Here is a 25,167-nt window from a genome sequence, read left to right as displayed (position 1 = left end):
TAATTGCATTAGAGGTGAAGGCGATGAACAGGATTGAAGATGAGGAACAAATGACTGAGGAGCAATGGCAGGCTATTTTGCAAAACGATGTTGCTTATAACGACATATTTTTTTATGCGGTGAAGACTACAGGAATTTTTTGTCGACCCTCCTGCAAATCCAAAGCACCCAATCGGGAGAATGCGTGTGTTTTTCAGAATGCTGAACAAGCGCTGGCAGCCGGATTTCGTCCTTGCAAAAGATGTAAACCGACAGGTGAGCGTCTTCCTGATAAGGAATGGGTAGCTGTGATGACGGAGTACATTGATCATAATTATATGGCCCCCCTCACCCTTGAAACGTTAGCTGAGGTATGTCATGGCAGTCCTTATCATTTACATCGAACCTTTAAGAAAGTAACAGGAATCACTCCCGTGGATTATATACAGCAAAAGAGAATCGCTAAGGCATCTGAGTATTTGCTTACTACAGAGCAGGCAGTTGCTGAGATTGCATTACGTGTGGGTCTGCCCAATACATCGTATTTTATTACTTTATATAAGAAAAAAACAGGGTATACGCCCACACAGTTTCGTCAGCTTAACAAACAGAAAGTAACGTTGGCTTCTGATTTTAATTTGGAGGGACCGAATCATGGAGAATAAAACAAATGCTATTCTATACTGGACATTATTAACCGATAAGGACTGGAGTTTTTATATTGCAGCCACAGAGAAGGGTTTAAGTTATGTGGGTTCGCAGCAGCAACCCTTTGAGGAATTAAGCGAATGGGTTAGACGTCGTTTTCCGGGGAGTGAACTGGTGCAGGACGATGAGAAGATGGCGCCTTATGTGAGGGAGCTTAGTGAATATTTGCAAGGGAACCGGCAGAGCTTCGGCATTCCTTTTGATTATCAGGGAACTCCTTTTCAGCTTGCGGTGTGGAAGGCGTTATGTGAAATTCCATATGGACAAACCTGGTCCTATTCGGATATTGCCACACATATTCAAAGACCAGCTGCGGTGCGCGCGGTAGGGACTGCCATTGGCGCGAATCCGATTCTGATTACGGTGCCCTGCCACCGGGTTATTGGTAAGAATGGGACATTAACAGGATACCGGGGTGGTTTGGATATGAAGACCAAGCTACTTCAGTTGGAGAGAGGAGAGTATACAGCAGATATATGAAAATAGAGTCCAATTACACCTCCCCAAAAACCTTGCTGAATAAAGGAACAGGTTATCTGTCAGGCTACAGTCATTCCTTAAATCCATATACGGGCTGCACTTATGGCTGTTCCTATTGTTATGTACGTCAGATGCCTGTCTCGCTGTTCCGCAAAGAGGAGTGGGGGACGTGGGTAGATGTTAAACAAGAAGCGGCTGCAATTTTACAAAAAGAACTGCACAAAGCGAAGGCCAAAGGTCCCGTCTCTATTTTTATGTCGTCAAGCACAGATCCCTATCAACCGGTAGAGCACAAGGAAGAGGTGACGAGATCTTTACTGGAGGTTATGGTTCAAGATCCGCCCGATTTCCTATTCGTGCAGACGCGTAGTCCGCTGGTTCGCAGAGATATAGATTTATTATTACGTTTAGAGGATAAGGTTCGTGTAAGTATAACTGTAGAAACAGACCGAGAAGATATTCGCCAAAAATTCACACCAAGCGCCCCTTCCATTGCTGCAAGACTGAAGACGTTACAGCTTCTACGTGAAGCTGGCATCCCCATTCAAGCTACTATAGCGCCAGTACTGCCAAGCAGTCCAACTTTTCCAGCAACCTTAAGGGCTTTGGTGGATAGAGTCTGTGTGGATGACTATTTTATGGGCGACGGCAGCGGCGGCAAACGCACACGGAGATTAGGGATTTATTCCCTATATGAAGAGCTGCAACTGGAAGATTGGTATGATCCTGCAGCATATCGCAGAGTGTATGAAGGACTTCAGCAAGTTTTTTCCGAAGAGGAGCTATTCTTGAGCCAGAAGGGGTTCGAGCCTTAATCTGAAACATGGTATAATAAATGAGAGCATTCATACTTAGTATTTAATATACTTAATATCCGTAATAGCTTATTGGAGGATTAGTGTGGCAAAAGCAAAGGTGGCCAAGCGGCCCACAAGAGATGAATTTGTGCTTGAGGAGTTAGGTAATCAGTTAGTTGAAGCTAAGCAAGAAGGTTCTGAGATTTTATTGACCGTATGGGGAAAAGAAGAAGAGGTACGCGGCATGATCGTGGAAATGGATTCGCGAACCGGGAAAGTACACCTCAGTAACCATGAAGAAATCATAAAAGTTCCTTTTATGGATATCATGCAGGTTAATTATCCCAGAGATTAATGGGCACGGCAGCAACAGGAGGTCCTGAAAGCTATCATAGCTTTGGGGCCTCTTTGATCATAAAGGTAAGGAATAGAGGATATAGAAAGGGAGGTCAACAATGCAAGTAACCAAAACCAACGCGATGCGAATGCTGGATGCCAAAAAAATCGGCTATGAAGTGTTCGCTTATGACAATGAAGATGGACTAATCCATGGCACGGCTGTGGCTGAGAAGATTGGAAAGGCGGCAGAGACGGTTTTTAAAACGTTGGTCGCTCATAGCGGCGCAAATCTTTATGTATTTGTTATCCCAGTTGCCGAAGAGCTGGATCTCAAAAAGGCGGCCAAAGCCGCCGGAGAGAAAAAAATTGAGATGCTGCCAGTGAAGGATCTGCAGAAATGGACAGGGTATATCCGCGGTGGTTGTTCACCTGTTGGAATGAAAAAGCTGTACCCCACGTTCATTGATAGCAGTGCAGAAGGGCTGAACACGATGGCTGTCAGCGCTGGGAAGATTGGCCAGCAAATGGACGTAGCCCCACAGTTACTCGCTGAGGTTGTGCATGCGAAGTTTACAGAACTAATCAAATAGCCGAGCAGCAAGCTGGCCTAAATATTCCTTCAATGCTAACCCTGTTGTAGAGATCGCTCCTGGGGAGGGACTGAACTTGGCGGGCTGCAGTGCAATATCAGCGCTGGCGATATAATCCGTAGGATAGGCTTGCGCTGTTAGCCCCGCATTCTTAAAGTGCAACATCGCACGGGACATATGAAAACCTGAAGTAACTAATATAGGTTTTTTTAGTCCGGTTTGTTGAAGGATGGCTGCGGTATTTACAGCGTTTTGCTCCGTGTTGAGGGATTGATTTTCGATCAGGATGTCCTCTTCGGGTATGCCGAGACCCAGTAGTTGTCTTTGCGCGATATCCGCTTCATTACCACTGTCGGAGAATACTTGTCCGCCAGAAAATAAGATGAGCAGACCAGTCTGCCGATGGAGGCGAACAGCAGTAAGCAGGCGATTTGCCGCTGATCCGTATAAATTGCCCTCGCCGTCTATATCCGGTGTGCCAGAGCTGGCGCCCCCGCCGAGTACGACGATGACATCTCCTTGCAAAGTTTCCGGCTGCGGATATTTCCGTTCTAGACTGCCGATCAGCGCATCGCTGATTAAGGGTGTCATGGAGAAATACATTAATAGTGTAACCCCGAGTAGAACTAGTGCTGGCCGGCGGTTTTTTTTCCATAACCAAATGACTAAACCTAGCAGAAGCACGATAAACAGGCCGGGAGGAAGCACAAAGCTGTATACAAATTTGATGATGTAAATCAACAGTATCAACCGCCTTCTAAAAATATAAGTTCAGGTTGTATTGTAACATGAGATTGCAAGATTACATATTTACATGCGTATCCTTATACAAAACGGATATTGCCGCAGCTATCAGGATCATCCCCATAAAAGCGGGTGCAGCATGGCCAAGTGATACATATATTTGCCCTCCAATGACAGGCCCGATCATTCTTGCTAAAGCCTGAATAGATTGGCTACCGCCTTGAATCCTCCCTTGTTCACTAGAATCGACAGACTTGGAAAGCATCCCATTGAATGAAGGCCCAAAGATCGAATCCCCAAAACCAAATATAAACATTCCAGCGATAAAAAGCGGATAGTATGAGAACAAAGCAGATAGTGCAATAAGACTGTAGCCTATAATCTCCGAAACCATTCCAAGAATTGCGATCTGTTTATCCCTAAATTTCAGCAAAAGCTTAGGCATGATGAAACCCTGTGAAATGATGTCTTGGAAGCCCATAATTGAAAACATCAGTCCGATTAGTGCAGGCTTCCAGCTGAAAGTATCCATTGTGAATTGTGAAAAAACAGCCTGTAAAGATCCGTTGGGTATCCAGAGTAAGAATGCTGAGACCAGTAGCCTTTTTAAGTTTTTTATGGACAATATGCTTGCAAGCTGTGTAAATGGATTCAGTCTTACCAAGGTAATTTCTTTTAGTCTATTGTTCTTGTCAAGGCTCTCAGGCATAAAAAAGAATCCGTAAACAACATTTAATAAGGTTATTATTGCTCCGAAATACATAGGTACAGAATAACCAAACTTGGCAAGTAAACCTCCTAGCGTTGGACCAATGACGGTGCCTACACCTACAACTGCACTCACCCAGCCAAAGTATTTGGTTCTCTGTTCTGGTGGAATGATGTCAGCAAAATAGGCGAAGATAGTACCTATGCTTCCGCCGGTTATACCTTCTATTAAACGTCCAACAAAAAGTACCCATAACGCTCCTCCTATCCCAAAAACTAAGTATCCAATCGCGGAACCCAAAAGGCATACCAAAAGTAATGGACGACGCCCGTATTTGTCACTCAAAGCTCCAAGTGCAGGGGCTGCAAAAAATACGCAGACTGCATAAACAGACGTCAGCAGCGTGACAACTATAGCCTGTTCTCCCGGATTGCTTATATAAGGCTGCACTAAAAATGGGACAACGGGCATGATGATACTGAAGCCTATTCCGCACAGAAACACAGAGATCAAACCGAAGATTAGAGCGTGTTTATCTACGGTTTGCTCTGTGTTCTGTTCATTATGTGATCTGAATTTGAACATTAAATTCTCTCCTCAAAAGTTGATGTTTTGATTCCTTGGAAACAAATCTGGTACATCACCATTTTTATCACGGTTTTGTTTTCGTGTCAACAAAATAATAACCATAAAAATGCAGCCTTTCTCATAAGAGCCCGGCTGCATGGAGTTTCATTTTCATTATTCGAATTTATTCGGATTAAAATCTATACCCTGTTTCTTTATTTCTGCATCCAAATGCCTACTATACTTTTCTACGAAGCTAAGCATACTGTCAAATTGCTCCTCAGTTACCTTCTCAAATACGGCTTTATCCCGCTCTTGGAACTCTTTGTGCAGGTCCTCATGGATTTTATAAATTACTTTCCCTTGCTCAGTAAGCCTAAAATAGATTTCTTTTTTGTTATCCGATTTTTGGTAGCTTTCGATGAGGCCCTTTTGGATGAGCTTCTTAGTTAATTTACTTATGGCACCGCGAGTCATATAAAAGGACTCTGCAAGTTTTGTGACGTTGGAATCTGCATTTTTTTCAATGTATTCGATGCAATGTACTTCAGAAGGTTTATAACCCTTAAGACTGTCTTCCATCTTATCCTTATTAAGCCAAACCATCTTGTTATATACGTCCCTGAAACCCATCATGACCTGATCTTCTTTGTTCATGGCCTGTCCTCCCAGCGCTCTTACATTAATAAATTATATTGATTTTTTGTTTCTATTTCAACAATATTAAAGTTGAGGATAGTTTGTTTCATTGAACTTTAGATAAAAATAACAGGTGAGTAGTAACAAGCGTAGATATAATATTCTTAAGAAACTGCGGTTTCTTCTTAAGAAAGTTCATCCGCTTGAAGCTGCACCAAAGATTGTTTGTCTGTTATCATAAGATTAAGAGGATTGGACAGCTGTGGGATGATTTCTCTAAGGTAGGAGGACTGCATAATGAAGAGTATTCGGGTACTGCTCGCAGATGATGAACCGGTGATTTTGCGAGGCCTAAAAAAACTGATTTCATGGGAGAAGCTTGGACTCACCATTGTTGGAGAGGCCAGTGATGGAATTGAGCTGAAACAACAGATCGAGGATTGTGATCCTGATCTGATTATTAGTGATATAAGCATGCCAGGATATACAGGGATTGATATCATCCGCGAAATTCATGAAGCTGGCAGAGCGGTGAAGGTTATTTTTATAAGCGCTTATCAGGAGTTTACGTATGCCCGTCAAGCACTGCAATATGGTGCGCTGGATTATTTGGTGAAGCCCGTGAACAAAAATCAGCTGGAACAGGTTGTGAGCAAAGCCGTTTCCCTTATTCGTCAAGAAACAGAAGGCGAGCGCAACAAAGAGAAGCTGAACCATTATGAACAGAGAAACCGCAGATTAACGATCGAAGAATTGCTCGACAAGCTGACGGACGGCAATAAGGGAACAGCAGACACCTTGCTTGATATGGGAATTATTGCGTTAAGTCGCTACGTCAGTATTTGTTTGGTAGAGATGGACGAGTCGTCGGGGCAGCCTTCCAGATGGGAAGAACGCGAACGTAAGCTAATTGATTTTGCTCTGTCTAACATTATTAAAGAAACCGTGGAGCAAAGCGATAATAGCTATATGTTCCGCAAAGGGGAACGTTTTTGTATTCTGCTCCAGCATGAGCATGCTGAGGAACCAGCGAGAATTGCCTTAGACCTCCATGACAAAATTACAAGTTTTCTGAAATTAAAGGTGACCCTTGGGGTAGGCAATCCTGTTGACGGTATGGATGATGCTGATGAATCTTATCGCCAAGCTTTGAAAGCGCTAAATTATAAATATTTTACAGGGCCTAATCGTGTGATTCCTGTTAAAGAGAGCAGGTATGAGAGTGAATCATTGATTCAAGCTCCGCTGCATGAAATCCAGTCCGCCCTTGGGATTGCCATGAAATTACAACACAAAGAACAAATTGAGCAAGAGTGCCTGCGATTATTTCAGACGATCCGGCAGACGGCAGGCGGGAATAGAAACCAAGCCGTTTCTACCGTATACAATACATTCTTGCAGCTTGAACAGGAGCTTATTCAATTCGGTGTGGAGGCAGGTCCATCACTTCAGGATACAAATCCGATTCTTGAACGATTGGCTAATTATTCTACCTTCCAAGAGGTGGAGGAAGATTTCCGTGTGCTTTTGAGCAAAATGTCCGGGCAAATTGGCAGTCGCATGGGCAGTAAGGAACTGAAACAGCTATCCCAGGTGAAGGCTTATATTGAGGAGCATTATCCAGAAAATATTACACTGGAATCTATGGCAGGGATGATGTTTATGAATTCCTATTATTTCAGCAGCTTTTTCAAAAAACATACCGGACAGAACTTTAAGAATTATGTCACTGAGGTGAGGATGAATCATGCCCTTCGTTTATTGCTGCAAAGCGATATGATGGTTTATGAGATTGCTGATAGTGTAGGCTACAACAATGCCCGGCATTTTAGCGATATGTTTAAGAAGAAATATGGCAAGCTGCCACAAGAATATAAGCAATCCTTCAAAAGCCAATAGTCAGATGGATAGCAAAGGGGATGCCTTCATTCATGTTTATCTGGGGCCGAAGATCCAAAAGTATATTTGTTAAATTCTCCGCTTCCTTTTTATTAGTCGGCCTAATTCCGCTTTTTGCACTTAGCTACATTTCTGTGCAGACGTTTTCCGGATATGTCGAGCGTTACACAACAAGCAATTTGCAGCAAATGGTGCTATATATGAGCTATAACCTGAATTCAGCTTTTAATCAGTACAATGAGGTCTCTAAGCTGATGTATACGGGACGATATGAAGGTTTTATCGAGAGTTATTCGCAGAATCAAACCTATAATGTAAATGAGCTGGAGCAGATCAATACGATTCCTATTGAAACCTTTCTAAAAACAGTTCTCTACAGTGATTCCTACATCACCAGTGTTTATTTTCATAGGGAGTCAGACGATAAGCTCTACTATCAGGAAAAAGAAAACAGAGGGGTCAATTTTGATTTGCTGCCTTATCAAGAGTGGTTAACTAAAATGGCTCCAAATCCTTCACAAGTGGCAATTTTCCCTACCCATTCCGAAGAATATTATACAGGTTCAAAGCGCAGTGTGTTCACCATCGGCCGTACTTTAATTGATATTTCCGGGCGTGTCACCAAAGATCCCAAGATAGTAGGGACCTTGTTTATGGATGTGGATGTTTCGTTATTTAATCAGTTCTTCAGAGAATTAAATCTGGGGAGACAAGATGAATTATTCCTGCTGGATGGCGACGGAAATGTATATTTCACGAATGAGACAAGGTCGGCGAATGGAGAGGCTTTTCGGGCTAAAAAGGACGAGGAGATGATCGTTCTCAGTGAAGAGATTCCTTTTCTTAAAGGCACGGTGACTGCCAGAATTCATCGAGCGAATTTATTCGATCAGCTTTTTTCAGCACGTACGACGGTGTTTATAGCGATGTTTATTTGTGCGATTGCAATGATCATCATGGGCGTCTGGTTCTCTAGGCGGCTGGCTGCTCCGATTCGGAACTTAATTAAGCAAATGGCTATCGTAGAATCCGGTAATTTGGATACCCAGATGGTCGTGAACAGCAATGATGAAATGGGTAGACTTAGCCATGGTTTTAACCGAATGGTCGAGCGTTTACAAGCCTATATCGATGAAGCTTACGTTGCCCAGATCAAGCAGAAGCAAACGGAGTTAAATGCTCTGAAGAGTCAGATTCGTCCGCATTATTTATACAACACCCTGGAAGTCATTCGAATGAATGCGGTGGATAAAGATAATGATGAGGTCGCAGATATGATTTTATCACTCTCTAACCAGTTGAAATATGTAATCGACTATGGAGAGGATAGGGTAAGCATACGACAGGAGCTGGAGCATCTACGGGATTATTTCTATATTATCTCTGTGCGGTATGAGAATAAGTTTGAGCTTGTAGTCGATCTCTCACCCGAAGTGGATCTGAACTGGTACATTCTGAAATTGTCACTTCAGCCGATAGTTGAAAATGCTATCCAGCATGGCTTGCGCAGTCAAGGCAGAGGGACAGTTGGATTGACGATCGAAAAGAAAGATGAAATGCTGTTGGTTACGATCTATGATGATGGAATCGGTATGAGCAAGGAAAAGGTACAGCAGTTGGCTGAAACCTTGGAAGAGCCTAGTTCGCCTAGCAAAAATGTTGGACTAAAAAATGTACATGAACGAATTCGTACAGTGTACGGTGCAGAATACGGGGTATCTATCAGCAGCCGGGAGCATATTGGGACATCAATTCTATTGTTGCTTCCGATTGTAGAGGATCCGTATAAAATCTCGGATTCGGAGAATGCGTAAAGGATAGACGATGAACGGAAGACTGCGGTCTTTCGTTCTTTTTTTTACTTATTCTTAAATTCACCGCATATCCCGCTTAAAAAAGTTCATTCTAACTATTTATAAGGAATGCTATTCTATTAGCAACGGAAACGCTTTCGAGAGATGATGCGCACATCTTGCTTCAGTTTCCACGGTTCACTAAAAGGGGAGGCTATTATGATATGTACAAAAAAACAATGATGAAACTATCCGTATTGTTACTTGCCACAACAACAGTTTTGACTGCTTGCGGTGGAAATAATAATAATGCAGGAAGTAAGGCAACTAATACGCCAGCATCCGAGACGCCTTCAAATACACCGCAAGAGACCAAAAAAGAGGTTAGCTTTACGATAGGTTACGCCTCCGGAGATCCGGCCACCAAAAAAGCTATCTCAGATACGGTCAAAAAGTTTACTGCAGCTAATCCGAATGTCACTATTAAAGATTTGAGCGAAACTTCATCCGCTGCCTATCTTGACTGGCTGAAAACCAAGGATGCTGTGGGTGAATTCCCGGACCTGGTGGAAATGCGGGATACAGAAGTTTTTGCCGATGCGGGTAAGATTGTAGAGCTGCCTTCCGATCTGCTAGATTTGTTCGAAGCCCCTCCACAAGTGGATGGTAAGGTGTGGAACGCACCGCTGCAAGTGAACGCTCCCCAAGGGATTATCTACAGCAAAAAAGCATATGCGGATGCAGGGATCACCGAGCTTCCAAAAACCTATGACGAATTCATCGCCATCCAAGAAAAATTGAAAACATCGGGCATTACTCCGATTGTAGTAGGCGGAAAAGATATTTTCCATATGGGCTTCTGGGTTAACAAATTCCTGATTGATGAGGTCTACTCGAAAGATGCAGATTGGAACTCCAAACGTACCGCTAAAACGGTCAGCTTCACTGATGCTAATGTAGTTCAGGGCATAACGGACTTCAAAGAATTGTTCAAGAATTATGTCGATAAAGGTTGGCTCAGCACGGGCGACAATCAGACCGCTTCGATTCTTGTTTCTGGCAAAGCAGCACAATTGTACTCCGGTACGTGGATGTTTACACAAATCGCTGAAGCAGACCCGAACTTTGAATTTGGCTTCTATGCTCTTCCTGACCGTGAAGGGAAAATCAATGTCATTGGTCTTCCGTCACCAGCAGGCTGGTCTTTATCGGCTGAAGCCGCTAAGGATGCAGACAAAACAGAAGCCATCAAAGACTTTATCCGTTTCTTCTTCGCCCCAGAACAGTATTCGAACTATTTAGCAACGATAAATGCGATTCCTTCAACAAAAGAGAAAGTAACCTATGACACAAGTGAACAAATGCAGGTGGCTTTGGATCTTATTGCTGACCCGAATGTAGTGAAATCGTTGGCGATCAATAACTGGTGGGGAGACAATCTAATCCCTCCACAATTCCGTAACTGGTACTACAAGCTGTTGCAGGATCTCGTGGTAAAAGATGGAGATGTAGCGAAGTACATGAAAGATGCGGATACAGAGTATGACAACCAAGTGAAAGCTAATCAGATGTAAGAGCAGCGCCTGATCGAGCAACCTCTGCTGCTGCAGAGGTTCTCTTTTTAACAAGCGCGGTCTTTAAGGGAGGGAGAGTAGCCATGGCTACATCCGCAGTAAATGCTGACAAGTCATTGATAGGCACTGTGCAGCACAAAAAGAAAAAGAAAAAATGGCAGTCCTACGCTCTGCTGTTCATATTACCATCATTTATTTTGTACACCTTGTTCGTTATCGTCCCTACGGTAGGCAGTGTCTATTTAAGCTTCACCTCATGGGATGGCATTAGCGACAACGTAAGGTATATCGGCTTCGCTAACTTTGTGGAAATTTGGAATAGTCCAAGGGTGCATAACGCACTGAAAAATACGATGATCATGACTATTTCACTTGTTGTTCTAGAGAATATTGCAGCAATTGCAATGGCTATGATGGTCGATAAGGTACGCTGGTTCCGGAATTTATTCAGAAGTGTATTTTATTTCCCTACGTTGCTTAGTGGGATCGTAATGGGTTTCGTCTGGGCGATGATCCTGAATTACAACTTTGGTGTATTTAATCAGATTCTGGAGTCTGTTGGGCTTGGAACCTGGATTGTGGATTGGTTGGGCAATCCTAAATATGCGATGCTGTCGATTATTTTGTCTACCGTTTGGAAAGGCGCGGGGTATTATATGATCATTTATCTCGCTGGATTGCAAGGTATTCCGCAGGAATTGAATGAGGCGGCTAGTATTGATGGAGCAGGGGGCTGGCAACAGTTCCGGCATATTACCTTTCCGCTGCTTGCGGGGTCAATGACTGTATGTATGGTATTATCGATGATCAGTGCCTTGAAGATTTTTGATCAGATTGCCGTCATGACGGATGGTGGTCCGGGCTTTGAGACGGAGACATTAACTTATATTATTTATAAGGTTGGGTTTGGTGAATTAAGACAAGGTTTTGGTACTGCGCTGGCGATGGTCTTGTTCTTAATCATACTTATCATTACAGTCTTCCAAGTGAAGGTTCTCCAGAAGCGGGAGGTGCAGCTCTAAGATGACGATGCAGACACGCAAAAGAGTTGGGCAAATCGCACTTTTCATTGTTACATTATTAGTGGCTATTATCTTTTTCTTTCCTATTTTCTTTAATTTGATGTCAGCCTTCAAGAGTAATGCAGAGATTATGAAGGATGCCATTGCTTTTCCGAAAACCCTTTATCTGGACAGCTTTAAATATCTGTTAACCGAAACAGAGTTTCCACGGGCTATTCTGAATAGTCTGATTTTGACAGCATTTTCTATTGCGGCACAGGTCTTGATTATTCCGATGGCGGGCTACGCAATTGAACGCAGAAATGCCAGATGGACCCGGTTCATGTTCGTTTACTTTTTAGCAGGAATGATGATCCCTTTTCAGGCGTATATGATTCCTCTGTTTAAAGAGCTTAGAATGCTGGGGTTATACGGCAGCCTTGCCGGTCCAATTCTAATTTATGTAGCCGGTGCGGTGGGCTTTGGGTGCCTGCTGTATACAAGCTTTGTCAAAGGCATTCCTAGAGAAATTGAAGAAGCGGCAGAGATCGACGGATGTTCTCGTTATGCGATATTCTGGAAAATTGTTTTCCCGCTGCTAGGACCCGTCACAGCCAGTATGGTGGTCTTAAACGGACTTGGAATCTGGAATGATTTCCTGATGCCGATGCTGGTATTGCCTTCAGGACAGGCTAAAACTATGGTCGTGGAAATTTACCGTTATATCGGAGAATTCTCCTCACGTTGGGATATGATTTTTGCAGGAACAGCAATGTCGGTTGTGCCTGTGCTGATTGTGTTTATCGCCTTGCAGAAGTATTTTGTTAAGGGGATTGCGTCTGGTGCAACGAAGGGTTAATTCATAAAAAGGGATATATCCTGTAACCACTTAGTGGGCTGCGGGGTACATCCCTTTTTTTTGTATGCGTAACAATCACTAAAGCGTATTTGGATTCGCGGTTAAACGGCGGTAGCCCATTGGCGGGAGACCTGTCCAGCGTTTGAATTGCTTGCTGAAATGGGACACATCCCGGTATCCTAGCCGGTGGGCGACCGATTCGACAGATAGACTATTATCCATTAGCAGCAGTTTGGCGTGACGAATGATCAAGCGGGATAAATATTGTCTTGGCGACATGCCATAAATTTGGTGGAAAACACGATTGCAGTGAGTTGTACTGTATCCGAGTTTTGCCGCAATGTACTCAATACCGCCGCCTCTTTCGCCTGTGCTTGCAGCAGAGGAGACAGATTCTTGCAGCAATCCTTCGATGGCGTTAGCTAAGGCGACGGTATTTTCCGTAGCTTCTGTATCTGCCAGGAGGGGCATCTCCGAAAGTACCCAGCCGCTGAGCGCGGTTAGAAGTTGCAGCGAAGCATGCAATGTAATCAGGCGATTTCTGTGTGTGTCCTTTGACTCTGACAGGATGGAAGAATTTATGATGACATCTAGAGCGGAACGAATGGCTCGCAGCTCCGGGGTATTCCCACTTAGACTAACAGCGTCTGCTGTTAGCAAAGCTCGCCGTAAAATCAGATCATCAATATCAAAATGTAGGCAGTAATAAGTCATGTCACGACTAGCATTCGAACCGAGGCTGCTATGTTCTACACCGGGACGAATGAACAAAATATCACCGCTTTGCTGGATAAAAGATTTATTGCCGACCGTCATATGTTGCTCACCCTGCAGTACAACGTTAATCTCAAACATAGGATGAGTGTGTACGGGATATTGCCAATCCGGATTTACTTTTCTCCAATGCGCGGCGAAGATATGGAAAGCCGCTTGGATGTCTGGTGACATCTGGCCATCAATAGAATTATGAAAAGCGGGATCATTCGAGATCATTTCAATCCTCTTTTACTGTAAAGTTTGGCTTCATTATAACATAGGTTATTATCGATGTTTGATTTGCCCAAATAAAAGAAGGCTTTAACCCTGTTGTACTTCCGGAAAGATCGATAACATGGAGATATAGCCCGGAGGTATCCGGGACCATGCTGGAAGGAGTGTTATTATTTATGGCGCATAATCAATTTTTTAATGCCCATCATTCACCGATTGGTGCATTTGCGAGTTTCACTTTAGGATTCAAAGGAGCTAGTGGAGGTTTCGATCTGGAGATTGGAAAACCACCTAGACAAAATATATTCATAGGATTAGAACGTGCTGACGGGAAGGGATATGATACACTGCCATTTCATGAAATCGGGGGTGAGGACGAAAGCAAACGTTATGATATTGAGAATCCGGATCCTAATCCTGACAAGGAGAATATTCTGTTCCCTTTTCAAGAGAATAAGATTTCCAGAGATTTTCATGTAGCCACAGACAGCTGGAGTGCGGGTGATTTGACCTTCCGGATTCTGTCCCCCGTTCGTTCTGTACCGGATCCAGAAACTGCCTCTATAGAAGAAATGAAGGATGTGCTGCTGCCTGCAGTGCTGGTTGAACTCGAAGTGGACAACTCCTCATCCGCCACCTCGCGCCGTGCATTCTTTGGTTTTCAGGGAACAGATGTGTATAGCGGAATGAGAAGACTGGATGATGTATCATCGGAGATTACAGGCGTTGGCCAAGGAAGATTTATTGCGATTGCTGCGGAAAAAGGAACTGCAAAGTCCGCACTGCATTTCACGATGGAGGATATTCTAACGGAGGAGCTGCAGGAGAATTGGACCTTTGGACTGGGACGAGTCGGCGCTTTGATCATGGATGTTCCAGCCGGAGTAAAAGAAACTTACCGCTTTGCTATTTGTTTTCACCGTTCAGGTTATGTCACCTCAGGAATTGATGCTTCTTATTACTACAATCATTATTTCAACAATATAGAGGCAGTGGCTGAATATGCATTAGCTAGATTTGATATCCTTAAGCAAGAAGCGGAGCAAGCTAACGATAGATTTACTCATGATGACCTTTCCGCAGATCAAACCTTTATGTTAGCGCATGCGATTCGTAGTTATTATGGCTCCACGCAATTGCTGGACTACAAGAATAAGCCATTTTGGATCGTCAACGAAGGCGAATACCGGATGATGAATACCTTTGATCTTACCGTCGATCAGTTATTTTATGAGCTGCGTTTGAATTCTTGGACTGTACGTAATGAACTAGATATGTTCGTGGAAAGATTCAGCTACGAAGATACGGTGCGTTTCCCGGGTGATGATACAGAGTATCCAGGTGGAATTAGCTTCACACATGATATGGGTGTAGCCAACGTAGTTTCACGTCCGGGATATTCTGCTTATGAGGTCTATGGCATTGATGGTTGTTTCTCACATATGACACATGAACAATTGGTTAACTGGGTGCTGAGTGCAGCAACTTATGTAGAGCATACAGGCGACCGCGGCTGGATGGAACGTAATCTCAGTATTATGGAGAAATGCCTGGATAGCATGGTAAATCGCGATCATCCAGATCCTGAACAAAGAAATGGTGTCATGGGGCTTGATAGCTCACGTACGATGGGCGGAGCCGAAATTACTACGTATGACAGTCTGGATGTGTCTTTAGGTCAGGCTCGTAACAATATTTATCTGGCAGGAAAATGCTGGGCTGCTTACTTGGCTATGGAGAAAATATTTGCAGAGCATGGGCGTGCGGAACAGTCCAAAACAGCAGGGGATCAGGCTGAAAAATGCGCCGCAACAATGGTGGCAAGTGTTACAGCAGACGGGTATATTCCGGCTGTCATTGGAGAAGGCAATGACTCCAAGATCATTCCGGCTATCGAAGGCCTTGTGTTCCCTTACTTTACAGGCTGCAAAGAAGCTCTTGATCGTAATGGACGGTTCGCCGCCTATATTGGCGCACTCGACAAGCATCTGCATGCGGTGTTACAGCCGGGAGTATGCTTATTCGAAGACGGAGGCTGGAAAATCTCTTCAACCAGCAATAATAGCTGGCTCAGTAAAATCTATCTCTCCCAATTCATCGCCCGCAGCATTCTGGGACTGGAATGGGAGGAACGGGGAGCGGCAGCGGATCGTGCTCACGTAGCTTGGCTCACCCATCCGGAGCTTTCCATCTGGAGCTGGAGCGATCAGATTATTTCCGGTGAGATCACGGGCAGTAAATATTATCCGCGTGGCGTTACAGCGATTTTGTGGTTGGATGAGAAATAAGAGTAGATAGTTTCAATAAGTAGAAACGGAATATGCAAAAATACTAAGAGGGGGCTACCCCTCTTTTTTGCTGTTTCGAAGTATACACCTTTCGAAGCTGAGAGGAAATTAATATAGCTTTTACAGCTCATTGACGCGGAGCGTATATAGGCTTGTTATATTGAGGGGAAAAGGGGGATGAAATATGAGAGAAATGGAAGAATCGTCCTTTACCACTACCCAGCCTGTTCTTGCAAGCGATACTTTTGGTTGGGATAAGCTTCAGGTTTCACAATGGTATAGCCCGCAGCAAGCTTTCACCCCATCCCCGGAGTCAAAATATTTAATTGGGATTCACTGCACAGCCTACTACGAAAACTATTACACCATTCATATTACCCCTTGTAATGAGAGCCTTCTTTGTCCTTGGGGCAGAACCTCGCTCTATTTTTTGAAAATTGAAATTACACCAGCGGTCATCGAAGAGATTGCTCGTGAATCAGGTTATCTGAAGGAAGGACATATCCAATTGGACCGCAAATTTCATGTCAAGGATTCCAAGCTGCTGCAATTAGGGCTTTGGATGCTGGAGGAATTGCAGAATGGCGGTGCCAAAGGGAAAATATACAGCGACTCTTTATCGAATATGTTAATTATTCATTTGTTACAACACTATTCTTCTGTGATCCCCCAGCACTCAAACAGTAAAACGCCCGCCAACCAAGAGATATTTCAGGTCATTCAATTTATGCGTGAGCGGCTGGAAGATGAGATTCAACTGACTGATCTCGCAACTATGGCTAATATGAGCCAATCACATTTTATTCGGATTTTTAAACAACAGACAGGATATACCCCCCATAACTATTTGATCCGGCTGCGAATCGAACGTTCTAAATTTCTTATTCGTTCCGGGAAAATTGGGTTGAAGGAAATTGCGTCTCAGGTGGGTTTCGCCGATCAAGGACATTTTACTAGATTGTTCAAACGAGAAACCGGCCTAACCCCAAAGCTGTATGCGAATCAAAGCGCCTCCAAGCCTAATCATATGGTTTATTAATTTTATTCTTGTAAATGAGAGTTTTATTCAAGGAATGAAGTGTTTTGTTCAATTAGAGAGCTGCAGCCAGCTCCTATAATAAGGTTGAAGTAAGGCGTACAAATGCCGAACTACAACCTTATTAGGAGGAGAGAAAACATGAGATTAAAAAGATTATTCAGTCTGATTTGCGCGGGGGTACTTACGACCAGTTCTTTATCTTTAGTAGCATCTGCCACACCTGTCGGACCGGATAACCTAGTAAACACCGAGGTAGAGTCCAGCGCAGAGTCAACTTCAGCTTCTATGATCACTGCTGGATGGCATGAAGTATCCAAGCAAACCTTTTGGGTACTAGATGCTCTTGAAAGAGGACAAGGGGTGGCTACAGACGGGAATTCATGGATCTTTAATTCCTCGTATGGGCTCTTACGGACTGGACTTGATGGAAAATCCGTAAAAGCACGGAATGAATTGGCTATTCCACTGGAGATTGCCTCCCAAGGTGGAGACCATATTGGTGATATTTCCTACTATAACGGTAAAATATACGCTCCTATTGAAGACGGCAAAAACTATCAGCATCCTTACATCGCCCTTTATGATGTGAACACTTTGAAATATACAGGCACATCCTATGCTTTGCCGCTGAATTTGCATATTGGCGGTGTACCATGGGTAGCGGTGGATGCCGCTCGCGGTCAGGTTTATACAGCTCAGTGGAGTAATGCAAGCGTCTTGAATGTACTTAGCCTCGACGATATGCATGTAATCACAACCGTTCCACTTTCCCAAAGCATTGATCGAATTCAAGGTGCCGAAGTGTACAACGGGGTTCTATATGCCTCTACGGATAACGCGACCCAAACGGTTTACCAGATTGATCCGGAGACTGGAAACGTATCTGTGGCCTTTGATCGCAATCTGCCTAGTGGTACTGAAGCTCAGGGAATTGCTGTATTGCCCACCGCTGATGGTGCCCAGCTTCATATTCTTGATGTAGGCTCAAATCGTATTAGTGTGAACTTTCGCCATTATGCATTCTAATTCAAATCCAAGCGAAAAAGGGGCTAACAGAAATGCTAAAGCAATCCAAAATCATTCTGACGCTATTATCCGTTTCTATGCTGGCAGTAGCGGGCTGCGGCCAAGCAAATAATAGTACAGTTGAAGCCAAAGCGAAAACTAATAACGCTCAGCCTACAGCAATCGTAGCAACTCCTGAATCCACAGAGACTCCAGCCGCTAAACCGGTGGAGATTACCTTTTATTATCCGGTTAATGTGGGGGGGCCTCTTACTAAAGTAATCGATGGGATGGCTAATGCATTCATGGAACAGCACCCAGAGATTAAAGTTAATCCCGTGTACACAGGCAATTACGGTGATAATACCGTAAAAATCCAAGCGGGTGTACAAGCTAAGCAGCCACCGGATGTCGCGGTCATGATGTCAACAGAGCTATACAGCATGCTCGATATGAATGCGATTGTTCCGCTGGATGATTATATTGCGAAGGACAAGGACATTCAAATGGAAGACTTTTATCCCGCCTTTGTGGAGGATACTCAGTCTGAAAGTAAAACGTACAGCCTGCCCTTTCAGCGAAGCACGATTGTTATGTATTACAACAAAGAAATGTTCAAAGCCGCAGGACTTGATCCAGAGAAACCACCCACTACATGGGATGAGCTTGTAACTTATGCTAAGAAGCTGAACAAAGACGGTCACGTTGGGCTGGAAATTCCGGGCAATGATGATTCGTATTGGATGTTTCAAATGCTTGCTCGGCAAAATGCTTCTGATCCGAAGCAAAACATAATGTCTTCCGATGGCAAAAAAGCGATGTTTGATACACCGGAGAATGTGGAGGCATTGCAATTCTGGTTGGATTTGTCCCATAAATATAAGGCGATGCCGGAAGGTGTTATTGATTGGGCCACGGTTCCAACAGATTTCATTCAAGGTAAAACAGCCATGATGATGCATACAAGCGGCAACTTGACCAATGTAAAAAATAATGCAAAATTCGAATTCGGTGTAGCGTTCCCACCTGCACAAAAGCAATTTGGATCACCCACTGGTGGCGGCAATCTGTATATTTTCAAGGACACATCTCCTGAAAAACAAGCTGCAGCTTGGGAATTCGCCAAATACATGACGGCTTCGGAACAGGCGGCCCTCTTCAGCAGCTCATCCGGTTATGTTGGCGTAAGAAAATCCGCATATGATACAGATGCAATGAAGAAATATACGGCGGATTTCCCGCAAGCATTGGTTGCAAGAGACCAGCTGGAATATGCGTTCCGGGAATTATCCACTCATAATCATGGTAAAGTATCGACGGTAATAACGAATCAGATTCAAGCGGCATTGGCAGGAGAGATTGATGCCGCAGGTGCGCTCAAAAAAGCGCAAGCAGAAGCAGATCAGGCACTAGCTCCCTTCAATAAGTAATTATTAAGGTATGGGGTACGCCAGGACAGCCTTGGTAGCATGTTCTGGCGTCATTCCATTATTCAATAATCGTAGAAACCTTTAACAGGGAAGGATTGAATGGTATGAATGCCGGATGGAGTGAGAGGCTTAGACGAAACGGATTCGGCTGGGGACTTGTGTTGCCGTCGCTGCTTTTTCTTTGCTTGTTTACTTATTACCCTATGTTTAAATCGCTTTGGCTCAGCTTTTATGAGAAAAACTTAGCAACTCCTGAGCCTTTGTTCGTAGGATTTGAGAATTACGCTAATCTATTGCATGACCATGTTTTTTTGAAGGTGTTCAGTAACAATATATGGTTCGCTCTTGGCACAGTACCAACCTCAATAGTTTTGGCTTTCTTGATGGCACTGTTTGCCGACAAGGCGATAAAAGGGCGGGGACTGGCACGTCTTTCTTTTTTCTATCCGAATATGATCCCAATGATCGCGGTGGCGAACATTTGGTTGTTTCTGTATACCCCTCATTTTGGGCTTTTCGCCAGATTGGCTTCTTGGATCGCGGATCAGCCTATGAATTTGCTGGGAACCCCTGATACAGTGATGGGCGCATTAGTCATCATGATGATTTGGAAAGAAGCCGGATATTTTATGATTTTTTATTTAGCAGGAATGCAGCAGATTCCTAAGGATTTATATGAAGCGGCTGCAGTAAGCGGAGTTGGTACGTTCACCTCCATCCGTAGAATTACAATTCCGCTTACGATGCCAACTACGCTGTTCGTGGCTGTTGTGGCGATAACGAATTCCTTTAAGCTGGTTGACCATCTCTGGATTATGACAAAAGGCGGCCCGAACAATGCAAGCAACTTGCTGCTTTATTATATCTACGAGTCCACTTTTAATTTCTACGATCAAGGAATGGCCGCATCGATGACGGTGGTCATGATCGTGTTGCTGCTCCTGATTTCCTCTTTGCAGTTTTTTGGCTGGGATCGGAAAATTCATTATGAATAGGAGGTGGAATCCGTGGAGGATAATCCATTAAAGCTGCCCTTAGTATTAAGGCAGAATACACGTAAAGCTTTAGAAGAGGAGCGTATGTTGAACTCAGAAAAAACGAAGCGCCGAATCCAGCAGATACTGTGGCATGTGGTTGGATTTACTTTTGCCGCGGTCTGGATCATTCCCTTCCTATGGGTGGTCAGAACGGCTTTTTTACCTAAAGACGTCGCTATCGATTCGGGCTGGTCTTGGGGCTTTACGTTCGAGAATTTGATTCATGTCTGGAATGGAGCGCCTTTTGGACGATTTTTAATGAATACATTGCTGGTGTGCGGTGTTGTGCTAGCTGTGCAACTCGTTACGATGACAATGGCTGCTTATGCGTTCGCACGAGTACGTTTCTTTGGAAAAGAGCTGCTATTCCTGTTATTTTTAGTGCAAATTATGGTGCCGCCAGATGTTCTTATCTTTTCCAACTATCAGGTGTTGAACGAAATGGGTCTGCTGGATACCAAGCTGGGGATTATGCTGCCTTACTTTGCCTCCTCCTTTGGAGTGTTTCTCTTAAGACAATCCTTTAAGCAATTACCCTATGAGCTCGATGAAGCTGCCCGGGTGGAAGGCGCCTCACGGCTGCGTATTCTTTCCAGAATCTATGTTCCACTGTCACGCCCGATTTATGTGTCCTTTGCCATCGTGTCGGTCAGCTTTCATTGGAATGATTTCTTGTGGCCGTTAATTGTAACCAATTCAGAGGAAAATCGCTTGTTAACTGTAGGATTGGCCATGTTCGCAAAAGCCACGGAATCAGGCGCACAGTGGTCTGATGTCTGCGCGGCTACGCTGATTGTCTCGGCACCCTTAATGATTGGATTTTTATTGTTCCAACGGCAAGTGATAGGTAGTTTTATGAGCTCTGGCATTAAAGGTTAGGAGGAGGCATTTATGAGGCTGGCGATTATCGGAGACTTACATTATCCGGACGAATTGTTAAACAACAAGGTTTTGATTAAAGAGGCACGAGATGCTTTTTACGAGCAATTTATGAATTTATTTTTGTCCATCCCAGCCGATTATCATATTTCTGTGGGAGATATGGTGCATGCAGGAGAATTTAGCGAATTTCATTATATCATGGGTAAGATTAAGGACAGCAAGCATTCCAGGCGTTTTCTACATGTTCTTGGCAATCATGATACGTACACTTATCCTAAGCAAGAAATCCTTTCCGTCACCCGGCAGCAGCGATACAGTGTGATTGAAGAGACCCGTGCGATCATTATATTGCTGGATACCGCACGGGAAAATCGTGACGATTGGAGCGGAACGCTTGATGATGAACAGTTAGCCTGGCTCGAAGCACAAATGAAGCGGACTACAGATAAGCCACTATTCGTTTTTGGCCATCATCCCTTGTATAATACGACGGCTAGATCAACTGAGCCAATGATGTCACTGGATCCCAGCTTGGATATTTGGCCGATATTGAAGCAATGGCAAGGTGTGGGTTTCTATTTCAACGGGCATAATCATGTGCATTCTATCGTTAGACAAGAAAACTGGCATTTCATTCAAACGGCCTCCATTCTGGATATTCCTGCTGCTCGAATTCTCACTGTGCTTGAAGATGAGATCCGGTTAGAGATGGTGAGTCTGGCGAGCGAGCAATTAAGTAAATGGTCTTCATTATTTACCCTCAGCATTTTTGATTATGAAAAATATCCGCAGGCTGAAGGGGAGGCGGGAGATCAGGAACTAATCATCAATCGATTTCAAAGGGACAGAAAGCAGGTGGACCAGCAATGAATCGCCAGCCAGTAAGATTAGCCATCGTAGGCGGGAATCGCGGGGCCAGTTTTATGAATGCACTATACTCTCTATCGGATCGGATACATCTCACCGCCACTTGTGACTTGAATGAGTGGGTTCTTAATCAATGGAAAGAGAAATTTCCGGACATCCGAACCTATCGGGATTATCATGAAATGTTAAAAGATTCGGCGATAGATGCAGTGTTTATCTTAAGCCCCATGCATTTGCATGCCAGACAATCTATGGATGCTTTAAAAGCGGGTAAGCATGTCCTAAGCGAAGTGATTTCGATCCAATCTTTAGAGGAAGCTTGGGAGCTTATTGAAACTGTTGAACAAACTGGACTTAAATATATGATGTCTGAAAATTACTGCTTCTCGCGCTCCAATCTGACGATTAAACATATGGCGGATCAAGGCATGTTCGGTGAAATTACTTATCTGGAAGGCGGATATATCCATGATTTGCGTCACTTGACTCATCATCCGGATGGATCTCTGACTTGGCGGGGGCAGTTACATCAGCAGTATAACGGGATCAATTATCCGACGCATTCTATAGGTCCAGTTGCCCAATGGATTAATCTCAATAAGCCTGATGGAGATCGATTAAAAAGCATCTCGACTTTTGTTTCTAAATCAAGATCCTTACAATATTATTTTGGAGAGCATTATGGAAAAGATCATCCGGCAGCGCGTGAAGGTTTCTGGCGGCAAGGGGATAGCGCGGTTGCGGTCATTCAAACGGAAAAGGGTGTACTGATTGAACTGCGTGTAGACTGGTCCTCCGTTAGACCTCATAATAAAACTCATTATTTGCTGCAAGGAACTGAAGGGGCGTATATTACGGGCCGCCATCAGCAAGAGGAAGATTTGATCTGGTTCAGGAATCTTTCGCCCAAAAATATAGAGGATGGAGAGGAATTGTGGGAGCCGTTAAACAGCTATCAGCCACTTTATGATCATCCAACATGGAAAAAATGGGGCGAATACGCTGCTGGGACGAAACATGGCGGAGGTGATTTTATGGTGCTTGAGGAATTCATTTCCGCGATTCAGGAGGATCGGACCCCTTCGGTGGACGTATATGATGCCGTTACTTGGAGTTCTGTGTTTACATTATCTATGGAATCTGTAGAGATGGGTGGGAAAGTTATAGCTTTTCCTGATTTTAGATCGAAGGTGAAAATTTGACGGTGAATCAGGCCCTTTCCAAACTTGTAATGAAAAAAGATATACTGTCCGACTTGCCTGCTTTTCTCTGTCCTACCGGGTATCTAATTCGTCATTTCGAGCCGGATGATGAACGGAACTGGGAAGAGCTTATCCGCCATTCTTTTACAAGGGAAGTTAAATTTACTCATAAAATCAGTGCTCATGTACCCTTGTATTCGGATCGCTTGTTGTTCATTTGCCGCGGGAATCAGCCTGTAGCGACAGCTACGGCCTGGGAATTAGGCAGTGGAGACCCTAAGAGCTGGTACTTGCATATGGTTGGAGTGCTTCCGGAATATTCTGGCAAAGGCCTCGGTTATGCTGTAAGTCTTGCTGTTTTGCACAAAATAAGAGAATCAGGTGGAGCGGCAGCCTTTTTAGAAACCGATGATTTCAGATTGCCCGCCATCCGTATTTATTTGAAATTAGGATTTCAGCCGGTGTACTTAGACGATAGTCATCCTGAAAGGTGGGAGCGAATCCTGCAAAGGCTTTGATTTTGACAATGATAAATGCTAGGAATTAGGGGGGGCTATACGCCTCCTTATTTCATTCTTGCACCTACTGAAGGAGCTTGATTCAAGAATTAACTTGTCGTTAGGTTTAATTGCTGCTATAGTCATACTGACTTATTAAACGCGTTTAATAAGTCAGTATGACTATAGGTGAGAGAGTGGGAGAGCCATGGCGAGTGAGAAACGACTTCCTTCACAGCAAATGAAATCTGAAATTATCCGAAGTATTCGAACAGCATTATTAGAACTAGGAAAAGCAACGAAGGCAGAGTTAAGCCATAAATTGCAATACAGTTTCCCAACGATAAGTAAATTTCTAATGCAGATGGAAGAGGCAGGGGAAATAACGGTCAGCGGTTTGGATGAGTCAAGTGGGGGAAGAAGGGCAATAAGATACACCTATAATCCGAATTATCGGTTAGGGATGGCTGTTTTTTTGGAAAAAAATGAAACCAATTATACCATCTATAATTGCATTGGCGAGGTAATCAAAGAAGGGAGTTTGCCCAGTATTCTTGAGGAAGATGTTAGTAAACTGGTCATGCTTATTGAAGATGAAAAAAAGGCCAATCCTAAAATCCATTCTGTGGCTATTGGAGTTCCAGGTGCGGTGAATCATGGGCAGATTTTTCTGATTCCGGGTTATGAGAAATATCAGAATTTAGATTTGAAAAGACACATAGAAGATCAACTATCTATTCCGACAATCGTGGAAAATGATATGAATGCCGCTGTAATCGGCTATATGACGCAACGAAATTTGAAAGAGAATATATCTCTAATGTATCTGTATTTAGGGAAAAATGGTCCGGGGGCTGGGATCGCGGTCAATGGTGAAATCGTGCGAGGAAAGACGTTCTTTTCAGGAGAAGTTCAATTTTTGCCACAGTATGATCATAAAAATTTCATAGAGGCATTAACTGGTGATCCTGTTGGACAAAGTATGCAATCGATTCATAGTGTGGATGCCATTAGTCGATTAGTGGCTACTATGACTTCTATTTTGAATCCGCATTATATTATTTTTTGTGAGGATGAATTAGCTCCAGCCATGCTTAATCAAATCTATGAACGGAGTGCAACATACGTTCCGAAGGAGCATCTTCCAGCGTTAGCGGTAAGTAACTTGAAACGTGATTATCTGAATGGATTACAAAGTCTTGGATTAGGCTTATTAGTTTCACAACAAATAGATGAGAACAATTAAGGAGAT

Annotated in this window: 24 protein-coding genes; 20 read left to right on the top strand and 4 right to left on the bottom strand. The window is 43.7% G+C overall.

The genetic code is table 11. The features are described 5' to 3' along the window. The first annotated feature begins 23 nt into the window (after window positions 1-23). The 5 genes from MHI51_RS18480 to ybaK all read left to right on the top strand — a co-directional run bounded on the left by MHI51_RS18480 (window position 24) and on the right by ybaK (window position 2,893). A complete protein-coding gene (locus tag MHI51_RS18480; protein ID WP_076217828.1) occupies window positions 24-644 on the top strand; it encodes a bifunctional transcriptional activator/DNA repair enzyme AdaA in 621 nt (206 codons plus the stop codon). Next, the gene (locus MHI51_RS18475) at window positions 634-1,167 is read left to right on the top strand and encodes a methylated-DNA--[protein]-cysteine S-methyltransferase (RefSeq protein WP_076217827.1); all 534 of its coding nucleotides are present in this window, start codon (window positions 634-636) and stop codon (window positions 1,165-1,167) included. Before MHI51_RS18480 ends, MHI51_RS18475 begins: the two co-directional genes overlap by 11 nt. Next, the gene (locus MHI51_RS18470) at window positions 1,164-1,982 is read left to right on the top strand and encodes a radical SAM protein (protein WP_076277796.1); all 819 of its coding nucleotides are present in this window, start codon (window positions 1,164-1,166) and stop codon (window positions 1,980-1,982) included. The genes MHI51_RS18475 and MHI51_RS18470 overlap by 4 nt, the downstream gene beginning before the upstream one ends. Before the next feature lie 85 nt (window positions 1,983-2,067). Next, the gene (locus tag MHI51_RS18465) at window positions 2,068-2,319 is read left to right on the top strand and encodes a YolD-like family protein (protein ID WP_036688306.1); all 252 of its coding nucleotides are present in this window, start codon (window positions 2,068-2,070) and stop codon (window positions 2,317-2,319) included. A gap of 100 nt (window positions 2,320-2,419) precedes the next feature. Then, window positions 2,420-2,893 carry a Cys-tRNA(Pro) deacylase gene (ybaK, locus tag MHI51_RS18460; protein WP_076217825.1) on the top strand — a complete coding sequence of 158 codons (474 nt, stop codon included), beginning with the start codon at window positions 2,420-2,422 and terminating at the stop codon, window positions 2,891-2,893. Here ybaK and MHI51_RS18455 read toward each other — a convergent pair. The 3 genes from MHI51_RS18455 to MHI51_RS18445 form a co-directional block, all read right to left on the bottom strand. Beyond that, entirely contained in the window at window positions 2,882-3,634 is a 753-nt protein-coding gene (locus MHI51_RS18455) for a YdcF family protein (RefSeq protein WP_405173172.1), read from the bottom strand. The genes ybaK and MHI51_RS18455 overlap by 12 nt on opposite strands. 61 nt (window positions 3,635-3,695) lie before the next feature. Beyond that, window positions 3,696-4,931: an MFS transporter gene (locus MHI51_RS18450; RefSeq protein ID WP_076182520.1), complete on the bottom strand. Its 1,236-nt coding sequence runs from the start codon at window positions 4,929-4,931 to the stop codon at window positions 3,696-3,698. Window positions 4,932-5,087: 156 nt separating this feature from the next. Beyond that, on the bottom strand, window positions 5,088-5,570 hold the full coding sequence (locus MHI51_RS18445) for a MarR family transcriptional regulator (protein ID WP_076217823.1): 483 nt from the start codon (window positions 5,568-5,570) through the stop codon (window positions 5,088-5,090). A gap of 279 nt (window positions 5,571-5,849) precedes the next feature. On the opposite strand from MHI51_RS18445, the gene MHI51_RS18440 reads away from it, so the two are divergent. The 5 genes from MHI51_RS18440 (at window position 5,850) to MHI51_RS18420 (ending at window position 12,678) form a co-directional block, all read left to right on the top strand. After that, window positions 5,850-7,451: a response regulator gene (locus MHI51_RS18440; protein WP_341003058.1), complete on the top strand. Its 1,602-nt coding sequence runs from the start codon at window positions 5,850-5,852 to the stop codon at window positions 7,449-7,451. A 32-nt stretch (window positions 7,452-7,483) separates the two neighbouring features. Continuing rightward, window positions 7,484-9,265 carry a sensor histidine kinase gene (locus MHI51_RS18435; RefSeq protein WP_341003057.1) on the top strand — a complete coding sequence of 594 codons (1,782 nt, stop codon included), beginning with the start codon at window positions 7,484-7,486 and terminating at the stop codon, window positions 9,263-9,265. Window positions 9,266-9,468: 203 nt separating this feature from the next. Continuing rightward, window positions 9,469-10,818, top strand: a complete 1,350-nt coding sequence (locus MHI51_RS18430; RefSeq protein WP_076190970.1) for an ABC transporter substrate-binding protein — start codon at window positions 9,469-9,471, stop codon at window positions 10,816-10,818. Between the two features lie 83 nt (window positions 10,819-10,901). Next, a complete protein-coding gene (locus MHI51_RS18425; protein ID WP_076129834.1) occupies window positions 10,902-11,840 on the top strand; it encodes a carbohydrate ABC transporter permease in 939 nt (312 codons plus the stop codon). A 1-nt stretch (window position 11,841) separates the two neighbouring features. Beyond that, window positions 11,842-12,678 carry a carbohydrate ABC transporter permease gene (locus tag MHI51_RS18420; RefSeq protein WP_175619013.1) on the top strand — a complete coding sequence of 279 codons (837 nt, stop codon included), beginning with the start codon at window positions 11,842-11,844 and terminating at the stop codon, window positions 12,676-12,678. Window positions 12,679-12,756: 78 nt separating this feature from the next. Here MHI51_RS18420 and MHI51_RS18415 read toward each other — a convergent pair whose 3' ends face one another. Further along, complete coding sequence (locus tag MHI51_RS18415; RefSeq protein WP_076277792.1) at window positions 12,757-13,671, bottom strand: helix-turn-helix domain-containing protein; 915 nt, start codon at window positions 13,669-13,671, stop codon at window positions 12,757-12,759. Window positions 13,672-13,844: 173 nt separating this feature from the next. On the opposite strand from MHI51_RS18415, the gene MHI51_RS18410 reads away from it, so the two are divergent. From MHI51_RS18410 to MHI51_RS18365, 10 genes are all read left to right on the top strand, one after another. Further along, on the top strand, window positions 13,845-15,956 hold the full coding sequence (locus tag MHI51_RS18410) for a glycoside hydrolase family 52 protein (protein WP_076277809.1): 2,112 nt from the start codon (window positions 13,845-13,847) through the stop codon (window positions 15,954-15,956). A 184-nt stretch (window positions 15,957-16,140) separates the two neighbouring features. Then, window positions 16,141-16,995 (top strand): AraC family transcriptional regulator, encoded by an 855-nt coding sequence (locus tag MHI51_RS18405; protein WP_076277791.1) that lies wholly within the window; start codon window positions 16,141-16,143, stop codon window positions 16,993-16,995. A 138-nt stretch (window positions 16,996-17,133) separates the two neighbouring features. Beyond that, on the top strand, window positions 17,134-18,021 hold the full coding sequence (locus tag MHI51_RS18400; RefSeq protein ID WP_340033241.1) for a DUF6923 family protein: 888 nt from the start codon (window positions 17,134-17,136) through the stop codon (window positions 18,019-18,021). Between the two features lie 32 nt (window positions 18,022-18,053). Then, complete coding sequence (locus MHI51_RS18395) at window positions 18,054-19,430, top strand: ABC transporter substrate-binding protein (protein ID WP_405173171.1); 1,377 nt, start codon at window positions 18,054-18,056, stop codon at window positions 19,428-19,430. A 104-nt stretch (window positions 19,431-19,534) separates the two neighbouring features. Next, entirely contained in the window at window positions 19,535-20,425 is an 891-nt protein-coding gene (locus MHI51_RS18390; protein ID WP_076129840.1) for a carbohydrate ABC transporter permease, read from the top strand. Window positions 20,426-20,509: 84 nt separating this feature from the next. Continuing rightward, window positions 20,510-21,346, top strand: a complete 837-nt coding sequence (locus tag MHI51_RS18385; RefSeq protein WP_081393686.1) for a carbohydrate ABC transporter permease — start codon at window positions 20,510-20,512, stop codon at window positions 21,344-21,346. A 12-nt stretch (window positions 21,347-21,358) separates the two neighbouring features. Further along, window positions 21,359-22,219, top strand: a complete 861-nt coding sequence (locus MHI51_RS18380; RefSeq protein ID WP_405173170.1) for a metallophosphoesterase family protein — start codon at window positions 21,359-21,361, stop codon at window positions 22,217-22,219. Further along, a complete protein-coding gene (locus MHI51_RS18375; RefSeq protein ID WP_341003053.1) occupies window positions 22,216-23,418 on the top strand; it encodes a Gfo/Idh/MocA family oxidoreductase in 1,203 nt (400 codons plus the stop codon). Before MHI51_RS18380 ends, MHI51_RS18375 begins: the two co-directional genes overlap by 4 nt. 2 nt (window positions 23,419-23,420) lie before the next feature. Beyond that, window positions 23,421-23,936, top strand: a complete 516-nt coding sequence (locus MHI51_RS18370; RefSeq protein WP_405173169.1) for a GNAT family N-acetyltransferase — start codon at window positions 23,421-23,423, stop codon at window positions 23,934-23,936. Window positions 23,937-24,123: 187 nt separating this feature from the next. Further along, on the top strand, window positions 24,124-25,161 hold the full coding sequence (locus MHI51_RS18365) for an ROK family protein (protein WP_076277785.1): 1,038 nt from the start codon (window positions 24,124-24,126) through the stop codon (window positions 25,159-25,161). Window positions 25,162-25,167: the final 6 nt, after the last annotated feature.

The organism is Paenibacillus sp. FSL H8-0260, from assembly GCF_045040625.1.
In the GTDB taxonomy this organism is placed as follows: Bacteria; Bacillota; Bacilli; order Paenibacillales; family Paenibacillaceae; genus Paenibacillus_AQ; species Paenibacillus_AQ odorifer.
Note: the sequence above shows the minus strand (reverse complement) of the source record. Positions and strands in the feature narration are given on the sequence as shown.